The 21,171-nt window shown below is 56.1% G+C and carries 20 protein-coding genes; 15 read left to right on the forward strand and 5 right to left on the reverse strand.

From position 1 onward, the window contains the following. The first annotated feature begins 11 nt into the window (after positions 1-11). From AAE045_RS05360 to AAE045_RS05385, 6 genes are all read left to right on the forward strand, one after another. Positions 12-800, forward strand: coding sequence for a sugar phosphate isomerase/epimerase family protein (locus AAE045_RS05360; protein ID WP_455546800.1), 789 nt, complete (start codon positions 12-14; stop codon positions 798-800). A 14-nt stretch (positions 801-814) separates the two neighbouring features. After that, positions 815-1,855 (forward strand): Gfo/Idh/MocA family protein, encoded by a 1,041-nt coding sequence (locus AAE045_RS05365; RefSeq protein ID WP_455546801.1) that lies wholly within the window; start codon positions 815-817, stop codon positions 1,853-1,855. After that, on the forward strand, positions 1,852-4,119 hold the full coding sequence (locus AAE045_RS05370) for a glycoside hydrolase family 65 protein (RefSeq protein WP_455546802.1): 2,268 nt from the start codon (positions 1,852-1,854) through the stop codon (positions 4,117-4,119). The genes AAE045_RS05365 and AAE045_RS05370 overlap by 4 nt, the downstream gene beginning before the upstream one ends. Then, positions 4,116-4,793, forward strand: a complete 678-nt coding sequence (gene pgmB, locus AAE045_RS05375; protein WP_455546803.1) for a beta-phosphoglucomutase — start codon at positions 4,116-4,118, stop codon at positions 4,791-4,793. Before AAE045_RS05370 ends, pgmB begins: the two co-directional genes overlap by 4 nt. A gap of 14 nt (positions 4,794-4,807) precedes the next feature. Continuing rightward, the gene (locus tag AAE045_RS05380; protein ID WP_455546804.1) at positions 4,808-5,887 is read left to right on the forward strand and encodes an ABC transporter ATP-binding protein; all 1,080 of its coding nucleotides are present in this window, start codon (positions 4,808-4,810) and stop codon (positions 5,885-5,887) included. A 78-nt stretch (positions 5,888-5,965) separates the two neighbouring features. After that, positions 5,966-6,877: an OmpG family monomeric porin gene (locus AAE045_RS05385; protein ID WP_455546805.1), complete on the forward strand. Its 912-nt coding sequence runs from the start codon at positions 5,966-5,968 to the stop codon at positions 6,875-6,877. 45 nt (positions 6,878-6,922) lie between these two features. Here the strand turns inward: AAE045_RS05385 and AAE045_RS05390 are convergent, their stop codons facing one another. Further along, on the reverse strand, positions 6,923-7,933 hold the full coding sequence (locus tag AAE045_RS05390; protein WP_455546806.1) for a LacI family DNA-binding transcriptional regulator: 1,011 nt from the start codon (positions 7,931-7,933) through the stop codon (positions 6,923-6,925). Positions 7,934-8,115: 182 nt separating this feature from the next. Between AAE045_RS05390 and AAE045_RS05395 the strand changes: the two genes are divergently transcribed. The 3 genes from AAE045_RS05395 (at position 8,116) to tyrR (ending at position 12,316) form a co-directional block, all read left to right on the forward strand. Further along, positions 8,116-9,513, forward strand: coding sequence for a YcjX family protein (locus tag AAE045_RS05395; RefSeq protein WP_455546807.1), 1,398 nt, complete (start codon positions 8,116-8,118; stop codon positions 9,511-9,513). After that, a complete protein-coding gene (locus tag AAE045_RS05400) occupies positions 9,510-10,574 on the forward strand; it encodes a TIGR01620 family protein (protein ID WP_455546808.1) in 1,065 nt (354 codons plus the stop codon). Before AAE045_RS05395 ends, AAE045_RS05400 begins: the two co-directional genes overlap by 4 nt. Before the next feature lie 179 nt (positions 10,575-10,753). Next, positions 10,754-12,316, forward strand: coding sequence for a transcriptional regulator TyrR (gene tyrR / locus AAE045_RS05405; RefSeq protein WP_455546809.1), 1,563 nt, complete (start codon positions 10,754-10,756; stop codon positions 12,314-12,316). Positions 12,317-12,354: 38 nt separating this feature from the next. On the opposite strand, the gene tpx is transcribed toward tyrR, so the two are convergent. Then, positions 12,355-12,861, reverse strand: coding sequence for a thiol peroxidase (tpx, locus tag AAE045_RS05410; protein ID WP_455546810.1), 507 nt, complete (start codon positions 12,859-12,861; stop codon positions 12,355-12,357). 138 nt (positions 12,862-12,999) lie between these two features. On the opposite strand from tpx, the gene ycjG reads away from it, so the two are divergent. Next, complete coding sequence (gene ycjG, locus AAE045_RS05415) at positions 13,000-13,965, forward strand: L-Ala-D/L-Glu epimerase (RefSeq protein ID WP_455546811.1); 966 nt, start codon at positions 13,000-13,002, stop codon at positions 13,963-13,965. Between the two features lie 5 nt (positions 13,966-13,970). Here ycjG and mpaA read toward each other — a convergent pair whose 3' ends face one another. Both mpaA and AAE045_RS05425 read right to left on the reverse strand, forming a co-directional pair. Beyond that, on the reverse strand, positions 13,971-14,678 hold the full coding sequence (gene mpaA, locus AAE045_RS05420; protein WP_455546812.1) for a murein tripeptide amidase MpaA: 708 nt from the start codon (positions 14,676-14,678) through the stop codon (positions 13,971-13,973). 97 nt (positions 14,679-14,775) lie between these two features. Continuing rightward, the gene (locus AAE045_RS05425) at positions 14,776-15,243 is read right to left on the reverse strand and encodes a hypothetical protein (RefSeq protein WP_455546813.1); all 468 of its coding nucleotides are present in this window, start codon (positions 15,241-15,243) and stop codon (positions 14,776-14,778) included. A 260-nt stretch (positions 15,244-15,503) separates the two neighbouring features. On the opposite strand from AAE045_RS05425, the gene AAE045_RS05430 reads away from it, so the two are divergent. The 4 genes from AAE045_RS05430 (at position 15,504) to AAE045_RS05445 (ending at position 18,994) form a co-directional block, all read left to right on the forward strand. Beyond that, a complete protein-coding gene (locus AAE045_RS05430; protein WP_455546814.1) occupies positions 15,504-17,123 on the forward strand; it encodes a peptide ABC transporter substrate-binding protein in 1,620 nt (539 codons plus the stop codon). Between the two features lie 69 nt (positions 17,124-17,192). Next, positions 17,193-17,459 (forward strand): DksA/TraR family C4-type zinc finger protein, encoded by a 267-nt coding sequence (locus AAE045_RS05435; RefSeq protein WP_455546815.1) that lies wholly within the window; start codon positions 17,193-17,195, stop codon positions 17,457-17,459. A 120-nt stretch (positions 17,460-17,579) separates the two neighbouring features. After that, entirely contained in the window at positions 17,580-18,563 is a 984-nt protein-coding gene (gene zntB, locus AAE045_RS05440) for a zinc transporter ZntB (RefSeq protein ID WP_455546816.1), read from the forward strand. Positions 18,564-18,844: 281 nt separating this feature from the next. Next, complete coding sequence (locus AAE045_RS05445; RefSeq protein WP_271128851.1) at positions 18,845-18,994, forward strand: hypothetical protein; 150 nt, start codon at positions 18,845-18,847, stop codon at positions 18,992-18,994. Positions 18,995-19,030: 36 nt separating this feature from the next. Here AAE045_RS05445 and ttcA read toward each other — a convergent pair whose 3' ends face one another. Next, complete coding sequence (gene ttcA, locus AAE045_RS05450; protein WP_455546817.1) at positions 19,031-19,951, reverse strand: tRNA 2-thiocytidine(32) synthetase TtcA; 921 nt, start codon at positions 19,949-19,951, stop codon at positions 19,031-19,033. A gap of 1,066 nt (positions 19,952-21,017) precedes the next feature. Here ttcA and AAE045_RS05455 point away from each other — a divergent pair. After that, on the forward strand, positions 21,018-21,158 hold the full coding sequence (locus AAE045_RS05455) for a hypothetical protein (RefSeq protein WP_455546818.1): 141 nt from the start codon (positions 21,018-21,020) through the stop codon (positions 21,156-21,158). Positions 21,159-21,171: the final 13 nt, after the last annotated feature.

A 21,171-nucleotide genomic window follows, 5' to 3' on the forward strand; every position in this document is an offset into this window, starting at 1 on the left:
GGAATTCAATCATGAAAATTGGTACTCAGAACCAGGCATTTTTCCCGACGGATATTTTAGAAAAATTTAAATACGTCAAAGAGATGGGCTTCGATGGCTTTGAAATTGACGGCGGGCTACTCGTCGACAACTTGCCCGCAGTAAAGGCGGCGATTGCCGAAACCGGCCTGCCGGTGACCACGGCCTGCGGCGGCTATGACGGCTGGATCGGCGACTTTATCGAAGAGCGCCGCCTGAACGGTTTACGGCAAATAGCCCGCATCCTGGAAGCGCTGGCGGAGGTTGGCGGCAGGGGAATTGTGGTGCCAGCCGCCTGGGGGATGTTCACCTATCGCCTGCCGCCTATGACGTCGCCCCGCAGCCAGGCCGGAGACCGCAAGGCGGTCGGCGACTCCCTGCGTTTCCTTGATGAAGCTGCGGCCCGCACCGGCACAAAGGTCTATCTGGAGCCGCTTAACCGTTATCAGGACCATATGATTAACACCCTGGCCGACGCGCGTGCGTATATCGAAGAAAACCAGCTTAAGCACACGCAGATCATCGGTGATTTCTATCACATGAACATCGAAGAAGACGATATCAGCCGGGCGTTCCACGATAACCGCGACCTGCTCGGCCACGTGCATATCGCCGACAATCATCGCTACCAGCCCGGCAGCGGCAGCATCGATTTTAAAAAGCATTTTGAGCAGCTGCGCGCCGACGGCTACAGCGGCTACATCGTTTACGAAGGGCGTATCCGCGCTGAAGATCCCGCCGCCGCATACCGCCAGTCGCTGCAGTTTTTACGTACCTGCTGAGGGGCGAGGACGAAATGAACCGAAAACTCAGGGTGGCGATAATCGGTGGCGGCCAGGTGGCTGAAACCGTCCACGCGTCGTATTACCTGACCAGAGAGGATTTGGATCTGGTGGCCGTCGTTGACAGCCATATCGATCGGGCGAAAGCGTTCGCGGAACGCCACGGCATTCCCCACGCTTTCAGCGACGCCGCTGAAATGTATCTGCAGTGCCAGCCGGACATCGTCAGCGTCTGTACGCCAAACCGTTTCCACCATCAGCACGTGCTGGAGGCGCTGGGTAACGGCTGCCACGTGATGTGCGAAAAACCCCCGGCCATGACGCCGGAGCAGGCGGCGGAAATGCGCGACGCGGCCCGCAGCGCCGGTAAGGTGCTGGCCTACGATTTCCACCATCGTTTTGCCAGCGACACCCAGCTTCTGCGCGATGAAATGGTTGCCGGTACGCTGGGCGAGGTGTACGTCACGACGGCAAAGGCCCTGCGCCGGTGCGGCGTGCCGGGCTGGGGCGTGTTTACCAATAAGGAGCTGCAGGGAGGCGGGCCGCTGATTGATATCGGCATTCACATGCTGGATGCCGCCATGTACGTGCTCGGCTTTCCGGCGGTACGCCGGGTTAGCGCCAATGCGTTTCAGAAGATTGGCACCCATAAGCATTGTGGCCAGTTCGGCGAGTGGGACCCGGCGGTCTTTACCGTTGAGGATGCCGTTTTTGCCACTATCGAATTCCACAACGGTGGCATTCTGCGGCTGGAAACGTCCTTTGCGCTCAATATTGCGGCCCAGTCGGTGTTCAACGTGGAGTTCTGCGGTGACAAAGCCGGAGCAACGCTTTTTCCCGCCCACATCTATACGGATGAGGCAGGGGAGCTGGTGACGTTGTCACAAAGAGAGGTGGCGGACGACAACCGCCACTTTAAAAGCATGCATGCTTTTGTCGAGCACGTGCGCGGGGCTCCGGTCAGCATCGCTGACGCGGAGCAGGGTTTCTTAATTCAGCAACTTGTCGCGGCAATCTATCTTGCGGCAGAACATGGGACGAGCATTGACTTATGAGCAACCTGACGCTGCTTAGCGAGCCGTATTTTTGCCCTCATCGTCTGAACAAATACGCCACGCTGATGGCCGCCGGCAACGGCTACCTGGGGCTACGGGCCTGCCACGAAGAGGCCTACACCGACCAGACTCGCGGCATGTATCTGGCCGGGTTTTACCATCGGGCTTCAGCTACGGAAACCACCGAGCTGGTTAACCTGCCGGACGTGCTGCAAATGCGCATCGAGCTGGACGGGCAGATCTTCACTTTGCTTTCCGGCACCGTAGTTAACTACCGGCGCGAGCTGAATTTCGCCAACGGTGAGCTGACGCGCCGCCTGGAGTGGCTTGCCCCCAACGGCAGACGCTACCGCATCGTCTGCCAGCGTTTCCTCTCGGCAAAACGCCTGTCGCTGGTCTGTTCACGTATTGCTATTACGCCGCTGGACGACGCAGCCTGCGTGACCATCAGCACCGGCATTGACGCCACCCAGACCAATAGCGGCCGTCAGCATCTGAATGAAACCAGCGTTCGGGTGTTCGAACAGCGCTACTTACAGGGGGTCTATACCACGCTCGACGGCAGTAAAGAGCTGACCATCAGCAGCTATTGCGAAGTTGCTCCGCAAACTGAGAGCAGCTTTTATGCGAAGAACCGCCGTCTGACGCAGCACTGTCAGGGCCGGGTGGCGAAGGGCGAGGCGTTTGAGCTGGTCAAAACCAGCTGGATTGCCTGCTCGTCAGACGAGCATTATCGGCCGGACGCGGCCCTGGCTGAGCTTGTCGCCTGCGTTGCGCCCGGCTATGAGCAGCTGCTGAGCGAGTCGGCACTAAGCTGGCAGAGCTACTGGCAAAGCAGCCGCGTGGTGGTTAACAGCCGCGACGATGGGGATCAGCGGGCGCTGGATTTCGCGCTTTATCATCTCTTTGCCATGACGCCTGGCCACAGCGAACGTTGCAGCATCGCCGCAAAAGGGCTGACCGGCGAAGGGTACAAAGGCCACATCTTCTGGGATACGGAAGTCTTTTTGCTGCCGTTTAACCTGCTTACCAGGCCAGCCGCTGCCCGCCAGCTGCTGAGCTACCGCTGGCATAACCTGGCTGGCGCAAGGGCGAAGGCGCTTGAAAACGGCTATCAGGGCGCGCTGTTCCCCTGGGAAAGCGCCTGGAGCGGCGAAGAAGAGACGCCGGAATTTGCGGCAATTAACATCCGTACCGGCCTGCGTCAGAAAGTGGCCTCCGCGCTGGCAGAACACCATCTGGTTGCGGATATCGCCTGGGCGGTAGACGTGTTCTTCCAGGCTACGGGAGACAAAGCGTTCATGCATGAGCGGGGCGTCACGCTGCTCAAGGAAACCGCCAGATTCTGGATCGGCAGGGCCGTGGAGGTGAACGGTCGGCTGGAAATTCACGATGTGATTGGCCCGGACGAGTACACCGAGCACGTAAACAATAACGCCTATACGAACTATATGGCGTACCACAACGTGGCGCTGGCGGTGGCGTATGTGCAGCGGCTGGCTAACGACGACGGCGAGTTTATTAGCCAGGCAAAGGATTTTCTCAGCCGCCTCTGGCTGCCGCAGGCCAACGAAGCGCAGCTTATCGGGCAGGACGACAGCTTCTTCAGCAAGCCGACCATCGATCTCAGCAAATATAAAGCGCAGCAGGGCAGCCAGGCGATCCTGCTGGACTACTCCCGTGCCGAGGTGAACGAGATGCAGATCCTCAAGCAGGCGGACGTGGTGATGCTGATGTATATGCTGCCGTGGCTTTTCACCCCCGAACAGCTTGAGGCTAATCTGGACTACTACGAGCCGCGAACGATTCATGACTCCTCGCTCAGCAAGGCGATTCACGGCGTGGTTGCCGCGCGCTGCGGGCGCACTGCGCAGGCTTATCGGTTCTGGCAGCAGGCGTGCCTGATCGATCTTGGTGATGAGCCGCATAGCTGTGATGACGGTATTCATGCCGCGGCGACGGGGGCCATCTGGCTTGGAGCCGTGCAGGGATTTGCCGGGTTAACCATCGGCCAGGGCGAGCTGTGTTTACATCCACGCCTTCCTGAAAACTGGCAGTCCATCAGCCTGCCGTTTATCTGGCAGGGCACGTCCGTACTCCTCACGCTGACTCATGAAACGATCGCGGTTTCGGTGGCCTCGGGCGTTCTGGCTATGCGCATCGGGGAACAACAGGTTGCCGTCAGAGGAAGCGAAACGTTTTTAATAAGCGACTTTTTCACGCCCGTTAATGGGAGCGGTACCATGCAGGAGGTGCAGCCATGAAACCGCAGGCGGTAATTTTTGATCTGGATGGCGTAGTGACCGACACCGCGCATCTTCATTTTCTTGCGTGGCGGCAGATAGCCCGTGAAGCAGGTATCGAAATTAACGAAGAGATTAACGAGCAGCTCAAGGGCATCAGCCGTATGGGGTCTCTGGAGCGCATCTTACGCTGCGGCGGGGCGGAGCATCGTTTCAGCCAGCTACAGCGGGAGCAGATGGCGGAGCGTAAGAACAGCCTGTACGTCGCCTCGCTGCAACAGCTTACCCCTTCCTCCGTATTACCGGGGATAGCGCCGCTGCTCGACGAGCTTCATGAGCGAAAGATCGCGGTAGGGCTGGCCTCTGTTTCGCTGAATGCCCCTCATATCCTCAGGGCGTTGGGGATAAGCGACCGGTTTGATTTCTGCGCCGACGCCAGCCGGATAGAGCGTTCCAAGCCCGATCCGGAAATCTTTCTGGCGGCCTGTGCAGGACTTGGCGTAGATCCTGTGTCCTGCATCGGCATTGAGGATGCCCAGGCGGGCATCGCCGCGATTAACGCCTGCGGCATGCTGTCGGTAGGCATCGGCAGCCGTCTGCAGCAGGCCGATCTGCTGCTGCAAACTACGGCGGAGCTTAGCTGGTCGCGATTACAGAGGTTCTGGCAAACCCACCGCAGCGCGCAGGTTTTGTAAAAAAGGAATAAGAGATGGCACAACTATCGTTACAGCATATCCAGAAGATTTATAACAACCAGGTTCACGTGGTGAAAGACTTCACCCTGGAGATAGAGGACAAGGAATTTATCGTGTTCGTCGGGCCTTCCGGCTGCGGTAAATCCACAACGCTGCGCATGATTGCGGGGCTGGAAGAGATAAGCGGCGGCGAGCTGCTGATTGACGGCGTCTGCATGAACGACGTACCGGCGAAGTCCCGCGGCATCGCCATGGTCTTCCAGAACTACGCGCTTTACCCGCACATGTCCGTTTACGACAACATGGCGTTTGGGCTGAAGATGCAAAAGCTGGACGCAAAAATTATCGATGAGCGCGTCGAGTGGGCCGCACAGATTCTGGGGCTGAAAGCGCTGCTGGATCGCAAACCGGCGGCGCTGTCCGGCGGCCAGCGGCAGCGCGTTGCGCTGGGTCGGGCAATCGTGCGCGAAGCGGGAGTGTTTCTGATGGATGAACCGCTCTCAAACCTGGACGCCAGGCTGCGCGTACAGATGCGTGCGGAGATAAGCAAGCTTCATCAGAAGCTGAACACCACGATGATCTACGTGACGCACGATCAAACCGAAGCCATGACCATGGCAACCCGAATCGTGATCATGAAAGAGGGCATTATCCAGCAGGTAGGCGCGCCGAAAACCGTTTATAACCATCCGGCAAACATGTTTGTGGCGGGCTTTATCGGCTCGCCATCCATGAACTTTATCCGTGGCACGCTGGATAACGGCTATTTCGTTACCGAAACGCTGAAGCTGGCTGTTCCGGCAGAAAAATACGCGGCGATTAACGCGGAGCGCTATCTTCATAAACCCATAATTCTGGGGATACGCCCAGAGGATATTTCATCCGCTCAACAGAAGCAGGGCGTGGATGCTTATATCAGCGTTGCTGAATTAACAGGTGCGGAGTTTATGCTGTATGTCACCGTAGGGGGACATGAATTAACCGTGCGGGCGAATTCCGACGTGGATTACCGGGCAGCGCAAAATATTAAAATCACCTTTGATATGAATAAAAGCCATTTTTTCGATGCGGAAACAGAAATCGCACTGGGCTGAATGAATAACTTGTACCCTGCCGGTTGTTTTCTTCCGGCATTCTTTCGTTAGCTGTTGTATTTGACAAGGACTACCTAAATGAAAAGATTGTTGCAAAGCGCGGCGCTAATAGCCTGCGCAGGTGCGGCGTGCGTCCACGCCGCGGAAGATAATAGCTGGCACTTTAGTATCGGGGCCATGTACGAAATTGAAAATATAGAAGGGCAGGCCGACGATAAAGACGGCTTATATGAACCTTCGGTCTGGTTCAACGCCTCATTGGGCGACTGGAGCATGACCATGACGATGTATCAGGAGGGGGCCGCGGATTACAGTAATTTTACGCGAGGCACCTACTTTAACCGCCCGGAACTCGATGTGCGCTATCAGTTCTATGAAAGTGATACCGCCGTATTTGGCTTTACCTCCGGCGTGCGAAACTATGGTTACCATTTTAAAAACGATGACGGCTCGAATAACGGCACCGCGAATACACAGCGTTATAAATTTATGCCCGATTACTTCCTGAAGATAAATGATAGCTGGAGCTTCAGCGGCTGGCTGGCTTATTACCGCTTTATTAACGATCTGGCGCAGACGGGCTATTCCGACAGCCGCGTGGAGACCGAAACGGGATTCACCTGGCGCATAAACGAAACGTTCTCCCTGCAGACCAACTACTATCTGGAGCGCGGTTTTAACACCGACAGCGACAAAAATAACGGCGAATTTTCAACCCAGGAAATGCGCATTTATCTGCCCATCGCCCTTGGCAGCACAACGCTGACGCCTTACACGCGACTGGGGCTGGATCGCTGGACTAACTGGGACTGGTCAGAAGATATCGACCGGGAAGATCACGACTACAACCGGCTTGGGCTGCTGTATGCCTATGACTTCAATAACGGGCTGTCGATGAGCCTCGAGTACGCCTATGAATGGGAGCATCACAATGATGCCGCGGACGATAAATTCCATTACGCAGGCATCGGTGTAAATTACGCGTTCTGATAATCAGCCGGATGGTTGCGCAAGATGGCAACCATCCTTTGCGTATTAATTGAGCGAACCCGTCAGCGTCAGGGTTGTGGGAATAATCATCCGCGAAGGCGAATTTTTGCCGGCGATTTTATCAAACAGCAGGGCGCTGCCTGCGGCGCCCAGCTCCTGAGTCGGTACTTCAATTCCTCCCGGCGGAGGGGCAAGCAGGAAACTCAGCATATCGTTGCTGTAGCCCACCACCGAAAGCTGCTGCGGAATAGCAATGCCATTTTCGTGCGCGATGCGATACAGGCTCATTAATTTCAGGCTGTCGGTTGCGAATATTGCCTCGGGAAGTTCGCTGCCGCCGAGCAGTTTTTTTGCCGCTTCCAGCGCGGTTTCATTGGTATATCCGCCGTCAACAATCCACTCTTCGGGCAGATTAATTCCCTGCGCTTGCAGACAATCTTTAAATCCGGCCAGCCGATCGACGGAAACGTGATAATCCAGCGGCGCGTGCAGGCAGGCTATTTTACGATGGCCTTTATCAAGCAGTGCCTGGGTTAAGGCCACGCTGTCACGGTAATTATCCGTATCAACCGAGAAGACGTGGGAAAAATCACCTTCCACCTTGCCAATGACCACCACCGGAATAGCGTACCGATCCAGCTCTTCAAAAAAAGATTCGTCTCTTGGCGAGCTGAGCATAATAATGCCCTTGATCATCTTCTGCTTGATTTTGCTGATGCATTTTTGCAGATCCTCTTCGCTGTTTTTAGAGGTCTGTAAAATAACGTCGAACCCTTCATCTTCCGCACGAGCGGTAATTGCGTGCAGCACTTCAGAGAAAAAAGGATTCCCCGCCGTTGTTTTTGTTGAGCGGGTGGAGATAACCATTACCGCGTCAAAACCTGATGACGTCAAAGCGCGGGCTAATTTGTTCGGCTGATAATTCAGCTCTTCTATAGCCTGTAAAACCCGGTCGCGGGCTTCCGGGGATATATTCGTCTGCTTATTTAAAACCCGTGAAACGGTAGATTTCGAAACCTTTGCCACACGAGCGATATCATAGATAGTGGGCGACATGACTGAGCCTGTCCTGTGCTGCGCCAAAAGATAAGGCATATTACTTAACCACAAACGGACTGTCTATTAACGATGCTGTCTGGTAAATAGCGTGTAAAATTGAACAAACGCCTTTGATTTTCCGGCCATTACCCCCATAACTTCACTCATCACTGTTTCAGAAAAACGCAACCAGGACGCATATGAACAGAATCAAGAATGAACTCAATGCGCTAGTGAACCGTGGCGTTGACCGGCATCTGCGCCTTGCGGTTACCGGGCTTAGCCGTAGCGGTAAGACCGCGTTTATCACGGCAATGGTTAACCAGCTGCTCAGCGTCAACAACGGCGCACGCTTGCCAATGCTTGCCGCCGCGCGGGAAGAGCGCCTGCTGGGCGTGAAACGCGTGCCGCAGCGCGACCTGGGCATACAGCGTTTTACCTATGATGAAGGCTTGGCGCAGCTGTACGGCACCCCGCCGAGCTGGCCCACGCCAACCCGTGGCGTAAGCGAAATGCGCCTTGCGCTCCGCTATCGCTCTAACGATTCTCTGCTGCGCCACTTTAAAGACACCTCAACGCTGTATCTGGAAATCGTCGACTATCCGGGCGAATGGCTGCTGGATTTGCCGATGCTGGCACAGGACTACCTGAGCTGGTCGCGGCAGATGACCGGCCTGCTGCAGGGCGACCGCGCCGAGTGGTCTGCCGAATGGCGCAGGCTTTGCGAAGGTCTGGATCCGCTGGCGCCCGCCGATGAAAACCGGCTGGGCGAAATTTCCCAGGCCTGGACGGACTATCTGCTGCGCTGCAAGCGCGAAGGCCTGCACTTCATCCAGCCGGGCCGCTTTGTGCTGCCGGGCGATATGGCCGGTGCGCCAGCGCTGCAGTTTTTCCCGTGGCCGGACGTTGACGGCTTCGGCGAATCTAAGCTCGCTCAGGCCGACAAATCTACCAACCTCGGCATGCTGCGTTCCCGCTTCGAGTATTACTGCGAAAAGGTGGTTAAAGGCTTCTATAAAAATTACTTCCTGCGCTTTGACCGCCAGATCGTGCTGGTGGACTGTCTGCAACCGCTGAACAGCGGCCCGCAGGCGTTTAACGATATGCGCCTGGCGCTGACGCAGCTGATGCAAAGTTTTCAGTACGGGCAGCGAACGCTGTTCCGCAGGCTGTTCTCGCCGGTCATCGATAAACTTCTCTTCGCAGCGACGAAGGCCGACCACGTAACGATTGACCAGCACGCCAACATGGTTTCGCTGTTGCAGCAGCTGGTGCAGGACGCCTGGCAAAATGCTGCGTTCGAGGGTATCGATCGGGAATGCATGGGCATTGCCTCGGTACAGGCCACGCAGAGCGGGCTGGTGGACGTTCAGGGAGAGCAAATCCCTGCGCTGCGCGGTCATCGTCTGGACGATGGCTCGCCGCTTACGGTCTATCCCGGCGAAGTGCCTTCACGTCTGCCCGGCAGCGCCTTCTGGGATAAACAGGGCTTTAAGTTTGAACAGTTTCGCCCGCAGGTTATGGATGTCGACCGGCCTCTGCCGCACATTCGCCTCGACGCGGCGCTGGAGTTTCTGATTGGAGATAAATTGCGATGAGCGAACCATTAAAGCCGCGTATCGATTTCGCACAGCCGCTGGAAGTGGAAAAAGATCCCGTATACAAAAGCGCCCACGCCTTTAGCGAGCCGGAGGCCGAGAAGTTTACACCCGCGCTGGCAACCCTCGACGAAGTGGAAGAGGAGAGCCAGGCCGAGGCCGTTGTCGAAGCCGCGCTGCGCCCGAAACGCAGCATCTGGCGGCGCATGGTGATGGCAGGGCTGGGGCTGTTTGGCATCAGCGTGGTGGCGCAGGGCGTGCAGTGGACGCATAACGCCTTTGTCACCCAGGACTGGATCGCGCTGGGTGGCGGCGTCGCGGGTGGGTTGATCATCGCCGCAGGCGTGGGTTCTGTGGCCACCGAGTGGCGTCGTCTGTGGCGTCTGCGCCAGCGGGCGGAAGAGCGGGACGAGGCTCGCGATCTGATGAGCAGCCACGGCACGGGAAAAGGGCGCGCCTTCTGCGAAAAGCTGGCACGCCAGGCCGGGCTGGACCAGGGGCACCCCGCGCTACAGCGCTGGTACGCCTCGATTCATGAAACCCATAACGATCGTGAAGTCGTCGCGCTTTACGCCCAGCTGGTGCAGCCGGTGCTGGATAACCAGGCGCGTCGTGAAATCAGCCGCTCCGCAGCCGAGTCCACGCTGATGATTGCCGTCAGCCCGCTGGCGCTGGTGGATATGGCGTTTATCGCCTGGCGTAACCTGCGTCTGATTAACCGCATCGCGGCGCTGTACGGCATTGAGCTCGGTTATTACAGCCGTATCCGCCTGTTCCGCCTGGTGCTGCTGAACATCGCTTTTGCCGGTGCCAGCGAGCTGGTGCGGGAAGTAGGGATGGACTGGGTTGGGCAGGATATCGCCGCGCGTCTCTCCACCCGAGCTGCGCAGGGCATTGGCGCGGGCCTGCTGACCGCACGGCTTGGCATCAAGGCGATGGAGCTTTGCCGCCCGCTGCCGTGGATAGGCGAGGATAAGCCGCGCCTCGGCGACTTCCGCCGCCAGCTGCTCGTGCAGCTGAAAGAGACGATGTCCAAAAAGCCTGCCAATCCACCTGTCTGACGTCGCTTGATGCTGCGCTTATCCGACCTGCGGCAAAATTTCGTGGGTGGGTAAGCGTCAGCGTCATCATTCGTGTATATCTGTCAACTTTTCTTCACACATCTCTTCTGACCGGCCGGCATCTGGAGTATTATCACTGCATCTGATGATTCTGTTTACTGCGATAAAAGGTCACCTCCATGCGTCTGGAAGTTTTTTGTGAAGACCGCCTTGGTCTTACCCGCGAATTACTCGATCTGTTAGTCCTGCGTGGCATTGATTTACGGGGCATTGAAATTGACCCGGTGGGGATCATTTACCTCAATTTTTCCACCCTTGAGTTCGACTCATTCAGCAGCCTGATGGGTGAGATTCGCCGCATTCCCGGCGTTAAAGACGTGCGCACGGTGCCGTGGATGCCGTCCGAACGCGAGCACCGCGCGTTAAGCGCGCTGCTGGAAGCGCTTCCGGAACCCGTATTGTCGCTGGACATGCGAAGCAAGGTCGAACTGGCGAACCCGGCAAGCTGCGTGCTGTTCGGGCAGGGCGAAGAGAAACTGCGCAACCACAATGCGGCAAACCTGATCAACGGCTTTAACTTTATGCGCTGGCTGGAAGGCGCGCCTGCGGACTCGCATACCGAACACGTGGTGATTAACGGGCAAAATTTCCTGATGGAGATCACCCCGGTGCATCTGGACGGCGAGGATGGCAAATCCATGCTGGTTGGTGCGGTGGTCATGCTGCGCTCCACGGTACGTATGGGCCGCCAGCTGCAGAACATCTCCCAGGCGGATATCAGCGCCTTCAGCCAGATTGTTGCCGTCAGCCCGAAGATGCGCCACGTTGTGGAGCAGGCGCACAAGCTCGCGCTGCTCAACGCGCCGCTGCTGATCGTTGGCGATACCGGAACGGGCAAAGATTTACTGGCCCACGCCTGCCATCTTGGCAGCCCGCGCGCGCAGAAGCCTTACCTGGCGCTGAACTGCGGTTCAATGCCGGATGACGTCGTCGAAAGCGAGCTGTTTGGCCATGCGCCCGGCGCCTATGCCAACGCCGTGGAAGGTAAAAAAGGCTTCTTTGAGCAGGCTAACGGCGGTTCTGTCCTGCTGGATGAAATCGGCGAAATGTCGCCGCGCATGCAAACCAAGCTGCTGCGCTTCCTCAACGACGGCACCTTCCGCCGGGTGGGCGAAGAGCATGAGGTACACGTAGACGTGCGCGTGATTTGTGCGACGCAAAAGAATCTGGTTGAGATGGTGCAGAAAGGCGAATTCCGCGAAGATCTTTATTATCGCCTTAACGTACTGACGCTGAACCTGCCGCCTCTGCGCGACCGTCCGCAGGACATCATGCCGCTGACGGAGCTGTTTGTTGCGCGCTTCGCCGACGAGCAGGGCGTGCCGCGTCCTAAGCTCGCTAACGATCTCAGCAACGTGCTGACGCGTTACGGCTGGCCGGGCAACGTTCGCCAGCTGAAGAATGCCGTCTACCGCGCGCTGACGCAGCTTGAAGGATACGAATTACGTCCGCAGGACATCCTGCTGCCTGATTTCGATACGGCGAGCCTGGCGGTGGGGGAAGAAGCGATGGAAGGGACGCTGGATGATATTTCGCGTCGTTTCGAACGTTCGGTTCTGACCCAGCTTTACCGGACCTATCCAAGCACCCGTAAACTGGCTAAACGGCTCGGCGTGTCGCACACGGCGATTGCCAACAAGCTGCGTGAATATGGCCTGGGCCAGCGTAAAACCGAAGAGTAAATCACATAATGCCCCCCAGACAGGGGGGCATTCACACCTTAAGCCTTCAGGGCTTCCAGCGCAGCAGCGTAGTCAGGTTCGTTAGTGATTTCATTCACTAATTCGCTGAACACCACTTCATCATTTTCATTAATTACCACTACCGCACGTGCGGTCAGGCCTTTCAGCGCGCCTTCAGCGATAGCCACGCCGTAATCCTGCTGGAACTCAGGGTTGCGCAGGGTGGACAGGGTGATGACGTTGCTCAGGCCTTCTGCGCCGCAGAAGCGGGACTGGGCGAACGGCAGGTCGGCGGAGACGCACAGCACAACGGTGTTCTCCAGCTCTGTCGCCAGCTGGTTGAATTTACGCACGGATGCCGCACAAACGCCGGTATCGATGCTTGGGAAAATGTTCAGCACTTTACGTTTGCCCGCGAACTGGCTCAGCGCAACATCGGTAAGGTCCTTAGCGACCAGAGAAAAAGATGCTGCTTTGCTGCCAGCCTGAGGGATCTGACCTGCAACCGCAACCGGGTTGCCCTGGAAATGAACGAGTTGTGACATGTTTAATCTTCCTGTTTACATATAATTAACGCCGCAAGCAGTGTATTCCAGGATTCATCGGATGAATATAAAAAACTGATACTGCACGCAAAAGTGTTCACTCCTATACTGAGCAAAACGCCGTTAACAAGGGTAATGATGAGAAAAGTTAAGGTTTATCAGGAAGCATGGCCGCTGCATACGCCGTTTGTCATCTCGCGCGGTACCCGCAGCGAAGCCGTCGTTGTCGTGGTAGAGATAGAGGACGATGACGTTAAGGGCGTGGGCGAATGCACGCCGTACCCGCGCTACGGTGAAAGTGACGCTTCAGTACTGGCGCAAATCACCACCATACTTCCGCAGCTTGAACTGGGCATGACTCGTGAAGAGTTGCAGACGGCCCTGCCTGCCGGGGCTGCACGTAACGCCGTGGATAGCGCTTTGTGGGATCTGGAGGCACGAAGTAAAAAAACAACCGTTTCTCACCTGGCTGAAGTGGTGCTACCGGAACTGGTGACCACCGCGCAGACGGTAGGCATTGCCCCGCCTGAACAGATGGCAGCCGCTGCGGCGCTGCTGTGGCAGAAAGGGGCGCGGCTGTTGAAAATCAAACTCGACGACAGGCTGATTACCGAACGTATGGTTGCTATTCGTGCGGCTGTGCCGGAAGCCGTTTTGATTGTGGACGCCAACGAAGCGTGGAAAAGCGAAGGGTTAGCCGCGCGCTGCCAGCTGCTGGCCGATCTGAACGTGGCGATGCTGGAACAGCCGTTGCCTGCCGGTAAAGACGGCACGCTGGCGAACTTTATTCATCCGTTACCGATCTGCGCTGACGAAAGCTGCCACACCCGCGAAAGCCTGGCGGCGCTGAAAGGGCGCTATGAGATGGTCAACGTCAAGCTGGATAAAACCGGGGGGCTGACCGAGGCGCTGGCATTAACGCAGGCCGCGCGCGAGCAGGGTTTTGACGTGATGCTGGGATGCATGCTCTGTACCTCCCGCGCCATCGCCGCTGCGTTACCGCTGGCGGCGAAGGTGCGCTTTGCCGATCTGGACGGGCCGACCTGGCTTGCGGTGGACGTCGAGCCCGCGCTGCATTTTGAAACAGGAAAACTCTTCCCGTAAAACGCTTAGCGCTGCCAGTGCAGCAGGCCCATCATGGCATCCAGATAGCGCTCGCTGGCCTCATCCGCTGAAACAGGCGGGAACTCTGCGGTAATGCACGGCAGGTTCAGATCGGCACACCAGCTGCCGAATGAGCCTGGCGTTTCGTAGCCCACGCTGGTTACCAGCGGCAACTCGAAGGCGTCCGCCAGCCAGCTCCCCAACGGCGAGCCGTGGGGATCTTCAATGCAGCCCAGCGGGTCGTGAAATGAAACAACCCATGCGGGTGTGAGCGAGTGGATTAGCTGGCAAAGGGCGGCAGTCTCTGGCTCTGAGCCTGGTTTCGCCCCGGTGGACAACACCACGTCTCGCTCCTCCGCGCTGCTGTTCCAGCGGTATACCGTTTCCCCTGGCTTCCAGTTGGCCGAAGGGAAATTGCGGTTGAGATCGACGCCGTTGGCATTGGCGCGCAGGCCAAGCTGACAGCCATCCGGGTTGACGGCGAGCACCACATGATGGCGGCGATACCTGGATTCCAGCGTGCGTAGCGCGCAGGAAAGGGTGACCATCGCGGCATTTTCATCACCGTGCGTACCGGCAATAATCAGCCCGCTGCGGGTTTCAGAAGGGCTGGCCGGAAACCAGAGCAGGGGGGCGCCGAACACGGATTTACCGTAGCGTTCGCTACCCTTAGGCAGATGACCCCGTTGCGGGCGAGGGCGGTGACCTGGCATAGCTGTCCTTAATATCGGGAGATAATGATTCATCAGTAATAGCAGTGTTTAATCACAATCTCATCTAAAACAAGCGGCTGCCAGGCGGAAGCGGAGATTATTTCGCCTCTTCCCCATAAAGATCGTTGGCGACTTCGCCTTTGAACGGCTGCAGGCCATCACAGGCATAGACATGACTCCCCAGCGCCAGGCTGTACTCCATACCTTTAAGATTGTTTATCGCGCCGCCCCAGACGATATCCGGTCGGCCAGTTGAGTCTTCAATAAAGGTCCGGGACAGGCTGTCGAACTTCACCGGCAAATATTTATCGTACTGTTTGTTGGCGGCGTTTTCGGTGGTTGAGGCAAAGAGATCTAGCTCGCCGGATTTATTGTTTTTCAGCGCGATAATCGTACGCCCGGCATTTTTACCCTTCATAGCAGCAGACTGGATTTCGATACTTTTCCCGCAAAGCTGATGCTCTGTGGCCTTGAGATTACCAAGCATTGCTGGCGCAGGTTCTGCAGCCCAGGCCGCGTTGAGACAGCCGGCAAGTAACGCCAGCAAAAGAGAGGTGCGTAACATCTAAAGTCCTTGTAATCAATATTGATAATTAACAGGCAATGATATGAGGGATTTCTTGCGCACGATCCGTCAGAAAGTGCTATTTCGGGGTCAAAAACCATTTTTCAGAATTTGAAGCCTGAGTATTTTTATTAAAAACGTTGTCTGCCGGGGCTAAATCACGATGCACGGTTGCATAAAAGCATGTAGTTTGCTTTTCTTATTGGCAAAACAAGCAATTGCGCCACGTAAGCCACCTTACTATCTCTGAAGGGTAACGGATGAAAACAACTTTTCGCATTACCTGCTGTGCGCTGGCCGTAGCGTGCACGTTCTCTACCGCCTGGGCTGCCGATGTGCCTGCCGGGGCTAAACTTGCGCCGAAGCAGGAGCTGGTTCGCCATATTAAAGATGAACCCGCCTCTCTTGATCCGATGAAAGCCGTTGGGCTGCCCGAAATTCAGGTTATCCGCGATCTGTTTGAAGGCCTGGTTAATCAGAATGAAAAAGGGGAGCTGGTACCGGGCGTTGCCACTAAATGGCAAAGCAACGATAACCGCACCTGGACCTTTACCCTGCGTGACGATGCCCGCTGGTCTGACGGCAGCCCGGTGACCGCCCAGGATTTCGTCTATAGCTGGCAGCGTCTGGTCGACCCTAAAAATACCTCCCCGTTTGCGTGGTTCGCAGCCCTCGCGGGCATGACTAACGCACAGGCGATCATCGACGGCAAAATGCCGGTAGATAAGCTGGGCGTAACCGCAGTTGATGCCAGAACTTTACGCGTTCAGCTCGATAAGCCGGTGCCTTACCTGCCTAATCTGACGGCTAACTTCTCGCTCTTCCCTGTGCCGAAAGCAGTGGTGGAAAAATTTGGTCAGGACTGGACGAAACCGGGTAACCTGGTAGGTAACGGTGCGTATACGCTCAGCCAGCGCGTGGTGAATGAAAAACTGGTCGTGGTGCCAAATACCCACTACTGGGATAACGCCAAAACCGTGCTGACGAAGGTGACCTTCGTGCCCATCAACCAGGAAACGGCGGCCACTAAGCGCTACCTGGCCGGGGACATCGACATCACCGAGTCCTTCCCGAAAGTGATGTACCAGAAGCTGCTGAAAGATATCCCCGGTCAGGTTTATACCCCGCCGCAGCTCGGCACCTATTACTATGCGTTTAACACCCGGAAAGGCCCGACGGCGGATCAGCGTGTGCGGCTGGCGCTGAGCATGACAATCGACCGGCGCATCATGGCGGACAAGGTGCTGGGCACCGGCGAGAAGCCAGCCTGGCGCTTCACTCCGGACGTCACGGCAGGCTTTAAGCCGGAACAATCTCCCTTTGAGCAAATGAGCCAGCAGGAAGCAAACGCGCAGGCGAAGACTCTGCTTCAGGCCGCAGGCTACGGCCCGAACAAGCCGCTGCAGCTAACCCTGCTGTATAACACTTCCGAGAACCATCAGAAAATTGCCATCGCGGTGGCGTCTATGTGGAAGAAAAATCTCGGCGTGGCCGTCAAGCTGCAAAACCAGGAGTGGAAAACCTACATCGACAGCCGCAATACCGGCAATTTCGACGTGATTCGCGCGTCGTGGGTAGGGGATTACAACGAGCCGTCGACGTTCCTGTCTCTTCTTACCTCCACCCACAGCGGCAATATTTCACGTTTTAACTCACCGGCGTACGACAAGCTCCTGACTCAGGCCAGCCAGGAAGTTACCGATGAGGCGCGTAATAAAGATTACAACCAGGCTGAAAGGATCATCCAGGAGCAGGCGCCGATTGCGCCGATTTATCAGTACACCAACGGGCGTCTGATTAAACCGTGGCTTAAGGGTTATCCGATCAACAACCCGGAAGACGTGGCCTACAGCCGTACCATGTATCTTCTGGCGCACTGACAAAATCCCGGCCCGCCCGCAGGTGCTATTATTGACACAGGCGAGTAGACAAACGTTCGGAGGTGACAAATGGCATCCGGGTGGGCAAATGATGATGCAGTGCAGGAACAAATCGACAGCACGATAGACGACGCTATCGCCCGCGCGCGCAGCGAATTACCAACAGGTGAAAGCCTGGAATATTGCGAAGAGTGCGGGGACCCCATCCCGCAGGCCAGGCGTAAGGCGATTCCCGGCGTCAGGCTGTGCGTGAAATGCCAGCAGGAAGAAGACGCCAGAAAAGCCACCTTCTCCGGCTACAACCGCCGGGGTTCAAAAGACAGCCAGCTGCGTTAACTCCCCGATCCAGATACCCTCACTTTCCCTGTTAATTCAGCGCGATTGCCATCATGGCTGTTGAATAACTAACGAAGATGGCTAGACTGGCAGCAGAGTCTTTTGGCTGGAGAGAAAGCAGTGGATGTAATTAATGGAGCCGAGCTTCAGGTGCCGGACGCGGTCTTTGCCTGGCAGCTGGACGGCTGTGGCGGCGTCAGACCTGTCGAAAATGATACTATCATCGACAGCGAGCATCCTTGCTGGCTGCACCTGAACTACACCAATCGCGACAGCGCCGAATGGCTGGAAAAAACCCCGCTTTTGCCTAACTACGTGCGCGATGCGCTGTCCGGTGAAAGTTTGCGCCCGCGGGTATCGCGGGTGGGTGAGGGAACGCTCATCACCCTGCGCTGCATCAACGGCAGCACCGATGAGCGTCCGGACCAGCTGGTGGCTATGCGCCTGTACATGGACGAGCGGCTTATCGTTTCTACCCGGCAGAGGCAGGTGCTGGCGCTGGACGACGTGGTAAACGATCTCAACGAAGGCACCGGGCCTACGGACTGCGGCAGCTGGCTGGTGGACGTCTGCGATGCCCTGACCGACCACGCGAGCGAATTTATCGAACAGCTGCACGACAAAATCATCGACCTTGAAGATAACCTGCTCGATCAGCAGATCCCGCCGCGCGGTTTCCTTGCGCTGCTGCGCAAACAGCTGATTGTTATGCGTCGCTATATGGCACCGCAGCGTGACGTCTATGCGCGCCTGTCCAGCGAGCGTCTGCCGTGGATGACCGACGACCATCGCCGCCGCATGCAGGACATCTCTGACCGGCTTGGGCGCGGGCTCGATGAAATCGACTCCTGTATTGCCCGCACGGCCATAATGACCGACGAAATCTCGACGGTGATGCAGGAGGCCATGGGCCGCCGTACCTATACCATGTCGCTGATGGCGATGGTCTTTTTACCCAGCACCTTCCTGACCGGCCTGTTCGGCGTCAACCTTGGCGGCATCCCCGGCGGCAGCTGGCACTTTGGCTTCAGCCTGTTCTGCATAATGTTGGTGGTCGTGATAGGGGGTGTTGCCTGGTGGTTACATCGCAGTAAATGGTTGTAAAATTTCAGATTATTTGCGCAAGGCAGGGCAGGAAATGCCGTCTAAATTGAGCAAAGTCAATAAATCACCGGGCGGGGAGGTGCAAAATCTCTCTTGCAGGTGAATGCAACGTCAAGCGATGGGCGTTGCGCTCCATATTGTCTTACTTCCTTTTTTTTGAATTACTGCATAGCACAATTGATTCGTACGACGCCGGCTTTGATAGTCGGCTTTTTTTTGTCTGCTGCCCCATCCTGAATGGCGTTGTCTATGCTTAAAGGGAGACACAACAGGAGGCAAAGATGAACGAACATCGCGGCATGTTGATGAGTGACCCGGTTCCATCCGACCCGGTACCGATCCCCGATCCCATTCCGAAACCGCAGCCAATACCCGATCCGCCGATAGATCCCGATCCGAAACCGATAATCGACCCGCCACCGCATATGTGAAGCTTTCCCTCTCCAGAACGGAGAGGGATGAAAGGCTTATTTGATTTCCAGCACTTCCAGACGCTGCAGCGGGGCGTCGCTGTCGTCCTCTTCCGGCTGCCAGCCAGCAGGCTGCATCGGGAGTTCTTCACGGTCAAAGGCCAGGTCGCCCCCGTCCACGACTTCAGCGCCGTGCTGCAGGCCTTTAAAGTCGAACAGGTCGGTATCGCACAGATGTGAAGGCACAACGTTCTGCATGGCGCTGAACATAGTTTCAATGCGGCCTGGATAGCGCTTATCCCAGTCGCGCAGCATATCGCCAATTACCTGACGCTGCAGGTTCGGCTGCGAGCCGCACAGGTTGCAAGGAATGATTGGGTATTCGCGCGCAACGGCAAAACGTTCGATATCTTTTTCACGGCAGTAGGCCAGCGGACGAATAACAATGTGCTTACCGTCGTCGCTCATCAGCTTCGGCGGCATGCCTTTCATTTTGCCGCCGTAGAACATGTTCAGGAACAGCGTCTGCAGGATATCGTCACGGTGGTGGCCGAGCGCGATTTTTGTCGCGCCAAGTTCGGTTGCCGTGCGATACAGAATGCCGCGGCGCAGGCGTGAACACAGCGAGCAGGTTGTTTTCCCTTCCGGGATCTTCTCTTTTACGATGCCGTAGGTATTCTCTTCGACAATCTTGTACTCAACCCCGATGCTCTCAAGGTAGGCGGGCAGGATATGCTCCGGGAAGCCAGGCTGTTTCTGGTCAAGGTTAACCGCGATCAGGCTGAAGTTAATCGGTGCGCTCTGCTGCAGATTGCGCAGGATTTCCAGCATCGTGTAGCTGTCTTTACCGCCGGAAAGGCAGACCATGATGCGGTCGCCTTCTTCAATCATGTTGTAATCCGCGATCGCTTCACCCACGTTACGGCGAAGACGTTTCTGAAGTTTATTGAGGTTGTACTGCTCTTTTTGACTGGTCATGGAGTTCTCGGGCTATAAACCAATACGCGTAACGCGCAATGCTGGCGTGTATGGTACGGATTGGCGAGCCGAATGCCAGCATGATTTGCACCCCGTCTGCATCTGTCCGGTACTGAACAAGGGAAGCCACACGTTTTATGCCGGGTTGTGTTTATCAGAGAAGTAGATAACAGGGGGAAGGGGCGGCGAGACACTGACCTCTTACATGCTGATTATGTGCGGAAATCCATATCCTGAAACCAGCATCTCACCATAATAAAAAGAGCGCCAACGGACATTGGCGCCTGGGCTTAGTGGCCCTAATAAGAAACTGTCACCTGTAGAGTAACGCGGCGATCATAATTAATTGCGGGAGATTAATCATCGGGAGAGTGATTTATAAATAAATGTTTGCTGGTATAAGTGCTTACATTTTTGATTAACGCATAATTTGTATGGTTAATTTGACTTGTGTATTATCCACCGCCTGACTTTCCAGTCAGCAAAGCCCGAACGCACAATTTTTAATCGCGCGTTGGGGAAAACGGCCTCAGGAAGGGTCATTATCCGCCACTAGCTCATCGGGAAGAGCGACAACCAGGATGTTGTAGTACGGGGTTCGAGGCTCCGGTGGCGGTCCAACTTTTTAGATCCAATCCTCTGTTACCGACGCTGAACGTCCCAGCAACCACTCTCCAGATTCCGCAGCAATTAAGCCTGCATAAATTCGCACTTAACCGTGACTGTAATGCAATGATTTGGATTAAGTTCCTTAAAAATCAATAAGAATATATCCGTGCATTGTTCATGGAGGATGTTTATACATAGTAAACCTGTCACGGAAAAGACAGGAAGACTTCTGGTACTGCTGTGTGTTTACGGGGCCTGATCGATGTCGACAGGCTCCCGGATTTTTCCCCTCTTCTACAGCCCTTACACCCCTGCTGAATCAAATACCGTGAAGAGACGCAATGGCGGCCCCGCCAGGTTGTGCTAGTTTTTTTATGGGACATCATAAGAGAGCGGGTTAATGAGCCAGGATGAAGAGCGGGTACAGTTAATTGGTTGTGCTATAGGGGCTGCGGTAGTGAGTCTCATTGCGGAGGGGCTGGAGATTAACCGCGACAATATAGTCAGTGAACTTCAGCGGCAGGGTAAAACGATTGGCGATGGGGTGGGCAGTATTATCAGCCACGAAGCGGTAGACATTGTTATGCGTGGCATCTGAGGATTAAAAATAA

Source organism: Dryocola clanedunensis (assembly GCF_038405435.1).
Taxonomy (GTDB): domain Bacteria; phylum Pseudomonadota; class Gammaproteobacteria; order Enterobacterales; family Enterobacteriaceae; genus Dryocola; species Dryocola clanedunensis_A.